Below are 13,687 nucleotides of genomic sequence, written 5' to 3' on the forward strand. Positions count from 1 at the left end.
CATCGATTGGTTCGTCAGCCCGGTGGGGCCTGCGGGCCTGACAGGTGGGGGTTCACAACTGCTGGGCAGACACATCGTTGTGGCGAGCATGGACACGATGAGGTGAACGGTGTGACGAGCTGCGGGTATGCCTGGCAGGGGTGTGCGTAGCGTTCTCGGTGCGGTCCGGGACGCCGGGTGTGGTGTCAGCAGTCGGGGCCCCCGTGGCCCCCGTGTCACCGGAGAGATGGTCCGGGGTCTCCCCGTCGCCTCCGGCCACACCCATATGGCCGGGTCGCAGGGATTCCGCCCGCCCGGGACGGACCGCATACGGGATATGCGTCGCCGACCGGGACGCGAAAGCGGAGGACCGGTGCGCCCAAGACCGTTCGGGGCGTACCGGTGAGCCGGGACTCACTCCTGCCCACCGCCCAGGAACGGCATGTCCCGCCGGACCGACGCTCGCCCAGATGATCTCGCCGAAGGGGGCGCGGGCGCATTCCCCACTCCTCGGCCAGCAGCAGGCCCCGGCCTCCCTCGAGCTCCTCCCGCCACGCCGATTCCTCCGGATCCGGGCAGACTCCGGTCCGCCGCCGGAGTACGGGCCCGGCAGCTCATGAGAGCTACGGGTCGGACCACACATCGGCCGTGGCCCGCCAGGAGACCGAGGCTGCGGGCAAAGGGCTCCAGCGACCAGGTCGGCAAGCAGTTCCCGGACCCAGGCTCCGCACTGCGTCCGCGGGAGCCACTGCAGCCGGCAACTCCTCGGCGAGCAACTCCTCGGCCGGATCGAGGTCGCCGGCGGTGAAGCAGGAACCCGCCAGGAGTTGGCGGCCACCCTCGCAGGGTGACCACCCACAGACGGAGACTCCTCGGCCCTCAGGCCGAAGAGGAGGAGATCAAAGCCAGCCCGCACGTGCGGCGTGCCACCCGAGTTGCAGGCGCGAATCCGCTCCGGCAAGGTCCATCAGACGGCGTGTCCGCCGCTCCACGGTGCGTATGGAGAGGCCGAGTTGGGAGGCCGCCCGCCGGTCGGAGATCCCTGCCAGCAGCAGGGCGAGGACCTCCAGTTCCCCCTCGGTCGGCTGCTGATCGGCCGCCGGCTCCGCGCGCACACCCGTTGTGGTGGCGTACAGCGGCCGGGCCTGGGCCCATTCCTTCTCGAAGAGATGGACCAGGGCCGTCAGCAGGCCGCTGCGGTGCACCACGATTGCGCTCGGCTCGTCACCGGAGTCCGCCATGTCCAGTGGCACCATGGCACGCTCCCGGTCCGACACGACCATCTTCAGCGGCAGCGAGTCGACCAGGCGAAGCTCGAGGCCCGCCGCGATGGCCGCCCGCATGTCCCGCGCTACGTCGTGACCGTCGAGATAGTTCTTGGCAGCCACAACCCGGAAGTCGACTCCGCGGTCCAGCGCGGCACTCTCCGACATGTCGGCATCCTCGCGCTGCACCGCGATGGGCACGCCGACAAGGAAGACGAGCAACTCCCGCTGGGCGCCGCGCTGCAGTTGGTGGAACCGGTGTGCGACCTGCTCCACGCCGACGACCACCTCCACGACACTGCCCGCAGGGTGTGCGGCGGTACTGCGGTACTGCTCGGTCAGCATCGAGAACGCGGTCTCGGCCCGGTGCAGCGCGTTGCGCTGCTCGACGAGGAACGGGGCCAGGGCCACCGAGGGTGGTGTGAGCCGGTAGCGGGCCGACTGGAGGCCGGCCCCGCAGCCGGCCGAGTCAGGTGCCCCACTCCCGGCCTCGGTGGCGACCGCCACCAGGCCACGTGTCGCCAGGTCGAGCAGGATGCGGGCGGTCTCGGCCTTGTCGATTCCGGTCTGCCGGGCGAGGTCCTGCGCGGAAGCTGCCGGGCGGGCCAGCAATGCCGTGTAGACGGCTTCTTCGGCCGGGCCCAATCCCAGTGCCTGCAGCATCCAGCTCCCCCTCGGGCGGCCGCCGTGTCTGGCCTTGGCGCAGCTCGGGTGGACCGAGCGGATTCTTCTCAGCCGACCCTATCCCGCTGTCAGGATGTCGCCGTTGGCTGCTGCCTGTTGTGCACGCCACCTGGGACGCCCGGACCGGCCTCCCGGGTGGGAGACACCTCGCAACGAGGGCTCCGCAACATGGCTGGTGCTGTGTGTCGTGCCCTGCACGCTGATCTGTCGACCACGCTCGAGCGGCGTGCGCTGCCGCCGAACCGGTGGGTGTGTCCCGATAGGGACGTTCGTGACAGGCACCGTCACCGTCCTGGCCGCCCCGCCCGCCCGGCGTCGGCCATCAACATTTCTGAAGGGCTCAGACGGGGGCGACCGTGCCCCGGATGCCCCGGGTCTTTGATCTGCGGCTCCGCCGCCGGGCGTGAGCAGCGGATGCGCCCGGGTCATGGTGGAGACCGGTACGGTCGTTCTGGACGGCGATCCTGGTCAGGCCGCCGTTCCCTGCTCCCTGAGCCCGACCTGCACATCTGCGTCGCACGCGCTGCGGACCGGGTGGTCGTCCCGGTCCCCCGCAGGCGTTTTCCGCCTCGCGTGGGCCGCTGACCCGGATCCCGGGCCCGTCCGCAGCCGGCGACATCGAATTCGACCGGGTCGAAGGAGTGCATGAGCCGCGCACCCTGCACGTAGTGCTGGTCACCGCACAGAGGACATCGTCCGGCGGGGCGCGGCTCGCCCACGGCCGGGCCTGCCTACCGTACGGGGAGACACCACCTGCCCGGGAGGTCTCGTGCCCCGTAACCCGCCGCCGAACCCGCGACCGTCGACCGGTTCGGCTGGACGCCGAGACCGTGCCGTACGGGCTGCGCGACCCGCGGGCGGACGTGGCTGTTGCTCTCCCGTGCCGGGCTGCTCGGAGCCGACGGTGCGCACAGTCCCTCCGTGTCCCCACGAAGACGGCCCCCTCGTTCGAGAGGGCCGTCAAGTCCGCCTTTCCTGGAGTTGGCTCAGTAGCCGCCGTAGACGACGTAGACGGCGTAGCCGCCGTACCCGTACCCGTCGCCGTAGCCGTAGCCGTACCCGTTGTCGTAGCCGCCGTAGCCGTACCCGTAGCCGTAACAGTCATCCCACCAACCGCAGCGGTCGTAGGAGTGGCTGGCCACGGAGGTCGCGTGGACCGGAGCGGCCGTGGCCGTACCCGCGGCGCCGACAGCGGCGCCACCGGCCAGCATCGCACCGGCGGCTGCTACAGCGAGGAAACGCTTGATATGAGGTGCTCGCATGAGTCTTTACCTTTCCTTCCACCACCGAAGCTCGAAGATGGATGGCCACAGCGCATGCAGAAATGCGGTGCGGTTCGCAGAGGTCACCGCTCGAAGCGGGAGCACGTCTCGCAGCTGATCGGTTCCCATCCTTCGGGAGCCTTGCCGCCCGGGGCGTGCCCCGGTTGCGACTCTCACAGCTATCACGCTAGTAGCACATGACCTCGCCAGCACCTTGGACGGAAATCTCCTTAATCCCGTTACTCCCGCAGGTCAGAGGCAGAAGACCCTTGCCCGAGCCCGTGGCATCCGCCCTGGTGCCGCCGTTTTCGACGGTGACACTCCGAAGGCGCACATCACCCGCATGGAGTGTCAGCAGGTGAGTGGGAAGGCAAGGCGATCGGCGAGCCAGGAGCGGGCGAGACGTCGGGGGGCTCGCGAGGAGTCGTGACGGCCATTCGATAGGCCGCGACTGTCGATGACGTCCTGTTCCCGGCCGGCGGGTCGACGGCGTACTGCTCGCGAAGCTGCCCGTTGGCGCTGGTCAGCGGCGAATGCCTGCGTCGAGCTGGTGAAGGAGCGCGCCCAGCCGACTGCTACCGGGGCTGCGAACCGGCATCCGCCGCACAACCTCGCGAACCGCCGGCGACGCGTGCTCGATCGTCCATCGCGCTCGAAGTGGCGTACGGTCCGGCGGATCAACTCGGTGGTGAGTCCCAGGGTCAGGAGCAAGGCGAGGAAGACCGCCATCAGGACCTGGGACAAGGCAGCCGCGGGCAGTCCGGCCCGGTAGAGCCCGTACCCGGCCGCGGACGAGCAAGCAGGCCCGAGCACCAGCACCAAGAAGAGCCGGGCTGCCGCGCGGGTGGCTGCCCTCCTCGGACAGCCCACGCTTGATGGGACCGGTTCTGACCTGAGCACAGGTACTCAGCCTTCAGCGGCACATCCCTGTGCCGCTCCTCCCGCCTCGGCGTGACGGGCTGTGGCTACCTGTTCCGGCAGGCCGCGGCTGTGAAGTCCGCCGTGGGCACGGCGGTGGGGGAACTCTCGCCGTTGGCCGAGAGGTTGTCGTAGCGGACCTTTCCCGGGGTGAGCCGGTCCCGGTCGGTCAGGGTGAAGGAGACGCTGCTCGATGACCAGGAGCTGTCCTTGGTCCACCCGTAGAGGACATACGTGGTCCCGGCCGCGAGCGGGGCCAGAGGCTTGGTCGCGGTCCAGCCGGCGGCGGGGGTGTCCAGGGTCCACGTGACAAGTCCGGCTGTGAGGGGGCGGTCAGCGGTCCATGAACCCATCCTCGTCCCGCTTTTGTCATCGCTGCTGTCCACGTAGAGCGTCGCGCCGTCGATATGGTGCCCGCAGATCATCATGACGCCGACCAGATGGCCGTCGCCGGTCACGGAGATCCCGGAGACGGCATCGACGGGGACCGTACACCCTGAGGTCGCTGCCAGGGTCGTACCGACCGCAACAGCGCCGACGAAGCGCCGTACCACCGGCCACGAAACAGTCCACCGCATGAGCTTCCCTCCCCCCGGGGGGGCGTCCCCGATATTCCGGATCGTAAGGGCCGCACGCTTCGGGACACGGCGCCACTGCCCATCCGTTGTTACTTCGTGGCCGGGTCGTGCCCACACCGAAGACAGTCCTCACTCGCCAGAGCAGGGCCCAGCAGCCGACCGGTCCGACAACCGGGCGGTCTCGACGGCGAATTCACGGCGCCGCGCGGCCATGAAGCTGATGGGACATCACTGTCCTTCGGCGCCAGGGCTGTTCACCGATCCATTATGTCCTCTTGCACAGCACACTCGTCATGCACATGCTAGTCAACGCGAGTTCTACTCGCATAGATCCACTGATGGCAACACGGCTTCATCCTGAACGCGCACCCCCCTTTCCTCGGCGCCCCGCCACCACACGGGGCGCCGCACGCTCACAGGAGGAACCTTGAACAGACGTATGAGGCGACGCAACGCCCTGGCGCTCACCCTGTGCGCCACGACGGTCGTCGCGCTGGCGGGCGCCGCCGCACCCGCGGCGGGCGCGGCGGCACGCTCAAAGACCCCGACGGCCGCTCCGTCGTCGACGGTGACCCATGTCGAGGGCCAGACGGCAAGGGCAGTGGCCGCGTCGCTGGCGAACGCCCAGTGGCGCGAAGAACTGCGTTCGGCGGTACTGAAGTCGAACGAGGTCGATCTACGCGCGGTGACCGCGGGCGCGGCAAGCGCGGCGGGCAAGGGTCTGACGGGTGCGGTGGCCGGCGCCGACCGGCGGATCGTGGCCGCGAAGGGGCTGGACAGCAGCGTGGGTTCACTGCTGCGGCTGCGGCTGGGCACGGACGCGATGAAGAAGGAACTGACGCCGGGGACAAGCCCGTTGGTGGCGGTGGCGACGCAGGATGACGACGCGACGACGGTGACGGCGTACGACAGCCGGGGCCGGACGCACACCTTGGACGCGACGAAGGCGCCGCAGCAGGCGGTGTATGTGATCGACCTGGACGTGTCCAAGGCGGTGGCGGCGGGCCTGGACCTGCTGGACAAGGAGCTGGCGAAGAACGGCCTGACCACACCGGCGACCAACCGGGGAACGGCGCCGAGCGCGGCGGCGGGCGGATTCTGGACGACCAAGGTCGACGCGGTGTACCTCGACAACGACGAGGAGCCGTGGACTTCGGGTGACGCGGAGATCTTCTCGCTGGTCAGCGGCTTCGGGCTGGACGGCAAGGTACGGGTGGACTCGGTCGACATGCCCTACCTGGACACGGACCATCACACGTATTACCCGAACCAGATTCTGGTGAACTGGTCGAACTACAAGTACAACCTGGCCGACGTGGTGATGATGGAGGACGACGGCGACACGAACTACGCCGCGCTCACCAAGGCCATCGCGACCGCGCTCCTGACGATCACCGACCAGGGCATGTATGTCCCCCTGGTGAACGCGGTCCTGGACGCCATCCCCACGTCCTGGTACACCAACGACCCCGACTACGTGGACTCCTGGTACACACTCGCGGTCAACTCCACCGGCACCCTGTACGGAGCTCGCGGCAACGGCTGGATGCGGGTCTCCCAGTACTGGGTCCAGCAGTTCTGACCACCTCCTCCCCCGGGGCCCGGAAGGTGATCGCAGCCCGCGCCGGCCGGTTCCCGGGCGGTCTTCGACGCGGTCCCCCGGGTGGTTCGGCGCGCGCCCTGCACCACCGCTCAGGGATACGTGACGCCCCGATGCCGTGGGGGAAGGACGCGAACCGGCCGCCGAAGGTGCACGGCGCGCATCCGGGCATCACGGGCGTACGCGAGATGCCGCCGCGCGGAGGGCACGGTGTCCGCCACGGCGTACTCCAGCCGCTCGCGCGGCGGCTGCCCGGGTGCGCGATCTGCGCCGACGATGACGGTCCTGGCCTGCGGTTCCGATGTCGCGCACGCACACAGGGCGCGGCGGAGCGGGAGGCAGCGGGCCCGGGCGGAAACCGTGGCGCCCGGCGGGAGCGGGGCCTGGTGGCGGTGTGGGGTCAGGCCGTCGCGTCCAGGGCCTGGACGGCCGCCTTGGCCGCCTTCTCCACCAGTGAGACGCCGTCCGCCATGCTGACGCTGCCCCGCGACAGCACCGCCATCAGGCGGTCGTGTCCGTCCACCCGGACGAGACCGATGCTGTTGACGTCCCAGCGGCCCGTCGCGGTCCGCTGCAGCCAGCCGTTCTTCAGGCCGGTGACGGGGCCGGCCGCCGAAACGCCCCAGTCCTGGCCTGCCGCTATGCCGCCCATGAGGCCGCGCAGGTAGGTACGGGACGCCTGGTCCAGTGGGGAGTCGGTACCGAAGACGGCGGTCAGCAGGGCGAGCTGATCGGTCGCGGTGGTCTGGGTGAGCCCCCAGTGCCCGTTGCCGCCGCCGGTCGTGCCGGTCAGGCCGAGCCTGCGGTTGGCGGCGTTCAGGCCCGGCTCCTCGCCGATCACGCGCCACAGCGCGTCGGCGGACGCGTTGTCACTGATCCGGATCATCGACGTGGCGGACTCCTTCTCCTGCGCCGTGAGCCCGCGGTGCTGGTCCTGGGCCTGGAGCAGCAGGGCCGCCAGGATGTCGACCTTCACGATGCTCGCCGTGTCGTACGTCGTCCCCGCCCGCACTCCGTACCGTGCCGTGCGCCCGTCGGCCGGGTCGAGCACCGCTACCGAGAGCGAGGCGGGGGTGGCCGCCACGACCGGCGCGAGCCGCCGGGACAGCGCCTGGTCAGGAGCCGCACCGGGAGCCACGCCGGTCCCGGCGGTCCGGGCGGTCTGCAGGGCCGCCACGGACACCGCCGGCGAGGGCGCCACCGTGGCGGACGCGGACGGCGGCGCGAGGACCACGCCCGGCTGGACGGTGCCGGGCGCCGTCCCCGCCATCGGGCCCGACCGCGGGACGGTCCGCGCCTCGTCGGCCCCGGCCGCCGGGTCGGTAAAGCCGCCCGTCGCCGCCCAGCCGGTCATGACGAGCGCGAGCGCGGCCAGGGCGTGGCGCGACGGGTGGCGCCGGGCGAACATGACGACCAGCGGGGCGAACGAATGGCGAGACATGGCGCGAGGATAAAAAGACCATCCGTGAAATAGCTATGTCCCACGTAACAGTTGCGTGACGCAATTCGTGATTCCGCACACACCAGCCGCAAATGGAATCCGAGGAAAGAGCGCTTCAATGAGGTCGCTACGTAACTTTCCGCGCGGGTCCAGCCGCTCATAGCGACCGTGACAGGGTTTCCTTTTCACGACGGTCCGGGACGGCAGGGATGACCAGGGGGAAAGACCCCGCTGTCGAGCCGGCGTCGGTGCCTGGTGGCACACTCGTCGGCCAAGGGCCACCGCCACCCGGCCGGCACCGCACACGCCCGCGACTTGATCCGCGCACGCGTGGAGCCAGTCCTGGCCGGCCGGATCGGTGCCTTGATCCGCCCTTCCCCGGCGAGGAACGCAAAGCGGAAAACGCGACGACCTGTGCGGCCGGTGAAATCGCCTTCGGCGGCTTGCCCCGCATTCGGGCGGATACCGAATGGCCCACCTGCCTCGGCCGGCCAAGGAACTACCGGCCCCATTCGACTGCGGTGCCACGGCGCCCCTGTTCGGCGGGGACCGGCCGTTTCCCACCACCGGTCCCTGGCGGCGGCCGGCTGCCGCGCTGGAACTCTGAAAGGTGCCCTCCTGCCGTCGGCCAGGCAATTGGACCGGCAGGACTTCAGGACCGGGTCTTCACTCACACACATGAAGCGGCAGGACGTCAGTCGTGCGCGCACTCCCTGATCACGGCCGGACCGCCGATGCACTCCCGAAGCGACCGCACTCGCGGTGATGGCCGCCCTCGAACAGTTCTGGGCCGCCTGCGGCATCACGACGGTGAGACGAGAACCCGGAGCACCGGGGGCCGGCTGCGTAGGTGAGAAGTGGCATCGCATCGTGCGGTTGCGCCCGCCGCGCGGCTTGGGTGAAGTTGGCGCCACCAAGGAACATACCGGACATAGTCGTCGAGAGAGGGGCCATGCCATGAAGTTCGCAGTCATCGGCGGAACCGGGCTGATCGGGTCGCAGGTCGTGGAGAACCTGAACACGGCCGGCCACCAGGCCGTCCCGCACTCCTTGTCCACGGGCGTGGACATCATCACCGGCCAGGGCCTGGATGATGCCGTGGCGGGCGCCGACACCGTCATCAACCTGACGAATTCCCCGACCTTCGACGACGCCTCGCTCGCTTTCTTCCGGACGTCGATGGACAACCTCCTCGCCGCGAGCGAGAAGGGCCGCGTCGGGCACTTCGTCATCCTCTCCATCGTCGGCGCGGACCAGGTGCCCGACCTGGACTACTACCGGGCGAAGGTGCTCCAGGAAGACATCCTCAAGGCCGGCCCGGTGCCGTACTCCATCGTCCGCGCCACGCAGTTCATGGAGTTCATCGACGCGGTCCTGTCCTCGACCACCGACGGCGAGACCGTCCGTCTGCCGCGCACACCACTCCAGCCGATCGCCGCCGCGGATGTCGCCCGCGTCGTCGCCGAAGTCGCCGCCGGCACCCCGCTCAACGACGTCCTCAGCATCGCGGGCCCCGACGTCTATCCCCTCGACGAACTCGGCCGGCTCACCCTCACCGCCAAGGGCGACGGGCGCTCCGTCGTCACCGATGACACCGCCGGCATGTTCGCCGCCGCCCACGGTGACGTCCTCACCGCCCCGAACGGCGCCCGCATCGCCCCCACCCGCTACACCGACTGGCTCTCCTGAACCAGCCGCGACCTCCAGCGCTCCGGGCGTGATGACCTCCGGTCCGACGGCTGCGCCACGTCCGGCCCGGTCCCGCGCCGGGCCTTGGACACCGCAGCCGCCGACTGCGTGCCGCGGACGGATTCCGATGGACCTCCGCTCAACCGCTCATGTGGTTGCCGTCACCCGAGGACTCCCCCGGGATCGGCTTCGCCACCGTCCGATCGCTGCTCGCACAGGGCGCGCACGTGCCGAGCCCGATCATGGCCAGCATCTCGGGAGCCCGTGCGGGCGTGCTGGACTCGGTGCGGAGGACTTCGTCCGACGTACTTTCCGGCGGTGCGCCACCTGTGCTGTCCGTGCAGGTGAACAATCCGGGCAGGACCGGTTCCTGCCGAGGGCCCGCCAAAAGCCACGCCCGTCTGCTTGTCCGGCGGATACGGCAGGGCCGGTTTGACGGTCCTCTCGGCTCATCCTCATGGGTGACGGACGCCCGGACAGCGCGGGGCCGACCGGAGAGCCGGCGGCCCGGGAACCGGGGCCGGTTACGGGTGTGCGGAAGGAAGGACATGGCGCCTGCAGGGGCGGGTGCCCGCGTTCGGCGAGTGCCGGTGCGGCTCGGCGGCTCGGCGGCTCGGCGGCGCAGGTCGTTCTCGCCCGTGGTGGGCGGCGGTGAGCAGGTCAGATCAGTACGTGGGTGAGCTTGTCCGGGTTGAGGACGGCGAAGATGCTGTGGATCCGGCCGTCTCGCACATCGAGCGCCACCAGTTGCTCGCCGCCGTCGAAGGTGGTCAGCAGGGCGGGGTGGCCGTTGGTGTCGACGAGTCTGGCCTCCCCCATTGAGTAGCGCGTGACCAGGCCCGTCACGAAGGCGATGGCATGCTTGCGCCCGGTGACCGGGTGCAGCGCGGCCCGTACCTTGCCGCCTCCGTCGTTCCAGACGGCCACGTCCTCGCTGAGCAGTTCGGTGAGCCCGCTCAGGTCGCCGCCGCACGCCGCCTCCAGGAAACGGGTGAGCAGCCTGCCGTGGTCCTCGTCCGTGGGCTGGAACCGGTCGCGTCCGTCGGTGAGGTGTCGGCGTGCCCGGTGGTACATCTGGCGGCAGTGGGCCGGTGTTGCGTCGACGATCTCGGCAATGTCCCCGTGCGGCAGTCCGAAGGCCTCGCGGAGCACGAACACGGCACGCTCGGGCGGTGTCAGACGCTCCATCAGGCGGACCGTCGCGTAGGCGACGGTGTCACGCAGCTCGGCGGTGTCCAGCGGGCCGAGGCTCCCGGTGGCGACGGGCTCCGGAAGCCATGGCCCGGTGTAGGCCTCGCGTGTGACACGGGCGGAGCGCAGCTGGTCGAGAGCGAGCCGCGAGACGATGGTGATCAGGAAGGCCCTGGGTTCGCGGACCTCGGCGCGGTCGGCCGCCGTCCAGCGCAGATAAGCGTCCTGCACCGTGTCCTCGGCGTCCCACATGCTGCCGAGCAGGCGGTAGGCCAGTCCCAGCAGCAGCGGACGATGCGCCTCGAACTCCTCGAATCCCTCGGCGTGCTGTGTCGGTGCCATGCTCCGTCGTCCCTCCCCCGCGCTCAGGCAGCCGGTACGGCCGCGTCATTCAACTCCACCGCGAAGCCTTCGCGCCAGGAGGCGTGCCGGGGCCGCCAGTCGAGGCTGAGCTTGGCACGGGCGTTGTCGGCGCCGCGCAGCCGGGTCATGAAGGCGACATCCCAACCGCCCACGGCAAGCCCAGGGCTGCCGGCGCGCCCTTCGGGCCGGGTGCGTCGACGGTGGGCGCCAGGCACGGCGGCCACTGGTGCATCGGGGCGGGGTCGTCGTCCACGATGTTGAGCGCGCCGCTGACGGGCCTGTCGAGAGCCGCGATCACCGCGGTGGCGGCGTCATGGGCGTGGGTGAAGGAGAACACGGCCGTCCCGCCGCCGACGAGCGGAACCTTTCCCGCCTTCACCTGGTGGACGAAGGAGCCGTCGCTCGCACAGCTGGACCCCGGTCCGTAGAGGTGACCGAAGCGCAGCAGCGCCCCACCCGCGTCCGATGTGCGCTGTTCGAGTTCGCGCAGCGCGCCGAGGACGGGCACGAACTGCTTGGGCGGACGGACCCACAGCGGCTCGAGCGCGCGGCCTGTATCCGGCGCTTGCCGTTGGGGTCCTGGCGGCCTCGGGGGTTCACAACTGCTGGGCAGACACATCGTTGTGGCGAACATGGACACGATGGGGAGAACGGTGTGACGAGCTGCGGGCATGCCTGGCGGGGTGTGCGTAACGTACTCGGTGCGATCTGGGACGCCGGGTGTGGCGTCAGCAGTCGGGGCCCCGTGTCACCAGCGAGATGGTTCGGGGCCTCCCCGTCGCCTCCGGCCACACCCGTATGGCCAGGTCGTAGGGATTCCGCCCACCTGGAACGGAGCGCGTACGGGATATGCGTCGCCGACCGGGACGCGAAAGCGGAGGACCAGTGCGCCCAAGACCGTTCGGGGCGTACCGGTGAGACAGGACTCACTCCTGTTCACCGCCCAGGAACGGTCAGGACCTCGTTGCGGGTGCCGCAGCCGTCGGCCGGGATGTCTCCCGCTCCTCGTTCCAGTGCCGGAACAAGGAGCGGGTGGCCTGGATGCGGCTGGGTGCGGCGAGCGGGGTCAAGGGCTGTCCGGTGGGTCGTAGGTGGCTCGCTGGACACCGGTTGCTGCTGGGCGCGGGCCGTCGTAGTGCACCTTGCGCTGGCAGGGGGCGGAGCGGATCTGTCACGGACGGCGCAGAACCGTGGTGTGATGCTGTCGTGGGCCGCGCTGCAGAAGAGACCAACCGCCGCATGCTTCGGGCACGGGATGCGATGGACCGCGGCTACGCGCAGCCGCTGGACGTCCCGGCCCTGGCCCGGATCGCCCATGTGTCGCAGGCGCACTTCACGCGCACCTTCCGGGCCACGTTCGGCGAGACGCCGCACCGCTACCTGCAGCGCCGCCGTGTCGAACGTGCGATGTTCCTGCTGCGGGAGACCGACCGCAGTGTGACGGACATCTGTTTCGAAGTCGGCTTCGGCAGCCCGGGAACCTTCAGCCGCACGTTCCGCGACATCGTCGGCCGGCCGCCGAGGACGTACCGTGCGGAAGCGGCGGCCGCGGACGTACCGACGTGCTTCACGATGGCGTGGACGCGGCCGAGCACCTGACCGCCCGCACCACCGGTGCTGTCCGTCGACTGAGCAGTTTTGGATAAGTTTTCGTCCGGCCTGCCCAGTAGCGTGATGCGCATGTTCAACGCCATCACGCACTCGCAGATTTACGTCCTCGACCAGGACGAGGCCCTCGACTTCTACGTCGGCAAGCTCGGCCTGGAGGTCAACGCCGACGTCGACATGGGCTTCATGCGCTGGCTGACCGTCAGCATCCCCGGCCACCCGGAGCGCCAGATCCTGCTGGAGAAGCCGGGCGCTCCGGCGATGTCCGAGGAGACGGCGCAGCAGGTCCGGGAGCTGGTGACCAAGGGCGCGATGGGTGGCTCGCTCATCTTCACCACGAATGACTGCCGCAAGACGTACGAGACACTGCTGGGCCGGGGTGTCGAGTTCACCGAGGAACCCACCGATCGTCCGTACGGAACCGACTGCGGTCTGCGCGACCCCTTCGGCAACAGCATCCGCTTCACCCAGCTGAGGTCCTGAGGGCTGTCCTGCGGGTTACGAGCGGATCCGGAGCCGGATCGCGGCAATGGCGCTGTGAAAGGCATGGGCCCGCTTGACGGAGCGGGTCCTCACGGAAGATCGTGAGCTGATTGGTCATTCGCTCGCTCGGCCTCTTTCCTGCGGGCATACGCGTCCGGTCGAAGGTGGTGGTCCGACCGTCTTTGCTGCCACGCCGACTGCGGTTGGCCCGCGGGTCCGTCGCGGGCGGGGCGGCGGTGACGGTGTCGGCGCCGGAGATTCCGGGGCCGGGCTCGGGTGCGGCGGTGGGGAGGGCCCGCAAAGCGGCGGGCCCGTCAAGGGGCCACACGGCCTGGGTGGTGGGCTCGGCGGGGGGCCGCGCTGCCGGCTCCTGCTCAAGACCGCTCTGCGCTGCTGAGCGGTCTTGGGTGCGCCACACGTCGCCGGGCGCGTTCGGACGGGGACGCCGAGGCCGGCACCGGGCGATGCGGGCGGTGCTCGCCGTCGTGGACCGTGGTGCTGCGGGTTACGTCGGGCCGCCTCAGTGACCGTGGACCAACGTGGGGGGGCTGCTGACGTACGGGAGCGGGGGGGGGGGGGGGGGGGGGGGGGGGGGGGGGGGGGCGGGTGCAGGAGAGTGAGGCGGA

11 protein-coding genes are annotated in these 13,687 nt (G+C 70.1%); 4 read left to right on the top strand and 7 right to left on the bottom strand.

Translation table 11 applies throughout. The features are described 5' to 3' along the window. Window positions 1-878: 878 nt before the first annotated feature. The 3 genes from AB0I23_RS35710 to AB0I23_RS35720 all read right to left on the bottom strand — a co-directional run bounded on the left by AB0I23_RS35710 (window position 879) and on the right by AB0I23_RS35720 (window position 4,686). Window positions 879-1,907 carry a helix-turn-helix domain-containing protein gene (locus AB0I23_RS35710; RefSeq protein WP_359116078.1) on the bottom strand — a complete coding sequence of 343 codons (1,029 nt, stop codon included), beginning with the start codon at window positions 1,905-1,907 and terminating at the stop codon, window positions 879-881. A 1,007-nt stretch (window positions 1,908-2,914) separates the two neighbouring features. Then, window positions 2,915-3,190, bottom strand: coding sequence for a hypothetical protein (locus AB0I23_RS35715; RefSeq protein ID WP_359116081.1), 276 nt, complete (start codon window positions 3,188-3,190; stop codon window positions 2,915-2,917). A 965-nt stretch (window positions 3,191-4,155) separates the two neighbouring features. Beyond that, the gene (locus tag AB0I23_RS35720; protein WP_359116084.1) at window positions 4,156-4,686 is read right to left on the bottom strand and encodes a hypothetical protein; all 531 of its coding nucleotides are present in this window, start codon (window positions 4,684-4,686) and stop codon (window positions 4,156-4,158) included. A gap of 427 nt (window positions 4,687-5,113) precedes the next feature. Between AB0I23_RS35720 and AB0I23_RS35725 the strand changes: the two genes are divergently transcribed. Continuing rightward, window positions 5,114-6,268, top strand: coding sequence for a DUF3103 family protein (locus tag AB0I23_RS35725; protein ID WP_359116087.1), 1,155 nt, complete (start codon window positions 5,114-5,116; stop codon window positions 6,266-6,268). 418 nt (window positions 6,269-6,686) lie between these two features. On the opposite strand, the gene AB0I23_RS35730 is transcribed toward AB0I23_RS35725, so the two are convergent. Beyond that, the gene (locus AB0I23_RS35730; RefSeq protein ID WP_359116090.1) at window positions 6,687-7,727 is read right to left on the bottom strand and encodes a serine hydrolase; all 1,041 of its coding nucleotides are present in this window, start codon (window positions 7,725-7,727) and stop codon (window positions 6,687-6,689) included. A gap of 957 nt (window positions 7,728-8,684) precedes the next feature. Between AB0I23_RS35730 and AB0I23_RS35735 the strand changes: the two genes are divergently transcribed. Then, a complete protein-coding gene (locus AB0I23_RS35735) occupies window positions 8,685-9,416 on the top strand; it encodes an SDR family oxidoreductase (protein WP_359116092.1) in 732 nt (243 codons plus the stop codon). Window positions 9,417-10,076: 660 nt separating this feature from the next. Here AB0I23_RS35735 and AB0I23_RS35740 read toward each other — a convergent pair. The 3 genes from AB0I23_RS35740 to AB0I23_RS35750 are packed head-to-tail and all read right to left on the bottom strand — an operon-like array spanning window position 10,077 to window position 11,478. After that, window positions 10,077-10,949, bottom strand: a complete 873-nt coding sequence (locus AB0I23_RS35740) for an RNA polymerase sigma-70 factor (protein ID WP_359116094.1) — start codon at window positions 10,947-10,949, stop codon at window positions 10,077-10,079. A gap of 23 nt (window positions 10,950-10,972) precedes the next feature. After that, on the bottom strand, window positions 10,973-11,098 hold the full coding sequence (locus AB0I23_RS35745) for a hypothetical protein (protein WP_359116096.1): 126 nt from the start codon (window positions 11,096-11,098) through the stop codon (window positions 10,973-10,975). Then, complete coding sequence (locus AB0I23_RS35750) at window positions 11,095-11,478, bottom strand: NAD-dependent epimerase/dehydratase family protein (protein WP_359116098.1); 384 nt, start codon at window positions 11,476-11,478, stop codon at window positions 11,095-11,097. The genes AB0I23_RS35745 and AB0I23_RS35750 overlap by 4 nt, the downstream gene beginning before the upstream one ends. Before the next feature lie 698 nt (window positions 11,479-12,176). Between AB0I23_RS35750 and AB0I23_RS35755 the strand changes: the two genes are divergently transcribed. Further along, window positions 12,177-12,569 carry an AraC family transcriptional regulator gene (locus AB0I23_RS35755; RefSeq protein ID WP_359116100.1) on the top strand — a complete coding sequence of 131 codons (393 nt, stop codon included), beginning with the start codon at window positions 12,177-12,179 and terminating at the stop codon, window positions 12,567-12,569. 81 nt (window positions 12,570-12,650) lie between these two features. Beyond that, the gene (locus tag AB0I23_RS35760) at window positions 12,651-13,061 is read left to right on the top strand and encodes a VOC family protein (RefSeq protein WP_359116101.1); all 411 of its coding nucleotides are present in this window, start codon (window positions 12,651-12,653) and stop codon (window positions 13,059-13,061) included. Window positions 13,062-13,687: the final 626 nt, after the last annotated feature.

Origin of the sequence: Streptomyces atratus, from assembly GCF_040655115.1 — a bacterium.
Lineage (GTDB): Bacteria > Actinomycetota > Actinomycetes > Streptomycetales > Streptomycetaceae > Streptomyces > Streptomyces atratus_D.

Bases quoted from the DNA above. Each gene is read 5' to 3' on its own strand.
- AB0I23_RS35740 (WP_359116094.1), bottom strand. From the start codon at position 10,949: ATGGCACCGACACAGCACGCCGAGGGATTCGAGGAGTTCGAGGCGCAT.
- AB0I23_RS35745 (WP_359116096.1), bottom strand. From the start codon at position 11,098: ATGACCCGGCTGCGCGGCGCCGACAACGCCCGTGCCAAGCTCAGCCTC.
- AB0I23_RS35715 (WP_359116081.1), bottom strand. From the start codon at position 3,190: ATGCGAGCACCTCATATCAAGCGTTTCCTCGCTGTAGCAGCCGCCGGT.
- AB0I23_RS35730 (WP_359116090.1), bottom strand. From the start codon at position 7,727: ATGTCTCGCCATTCGTTCGCCCCGCTGGTCGTCATGTTCGCCCGGCGC.
- AB0I23_RS35720 (WP_359116084.1), bottom strand. From the start codon at position 4,686: ATGCGGTGGACTGTTTCGTGGCCGGTGGTACGGCGCTTCGTCGGCGCT.
- AB0I23_RS35735 (WP_359116092.1), top strand. From the start codon at position 8,685: ATGAAGTTCGCAGTCATCGGCGGAACCGGGCTGATCGGGTCGCAGGTC.
- AB0I23_RS35710 (WP_359116078.1), bottom strand. From the start codon at position 1,907: ATGCTGCAGGCACTGGGATTGGGCCCGGCCGAAGAAGCCGTCTACACG.
- AB0I23_RS35760 (WP_359116101.1), top strand. From the start codon at position 12,651: ATGTTCAACGCCATCACGCACTCGCAGATTTACGTCCTCGACCAGGAC.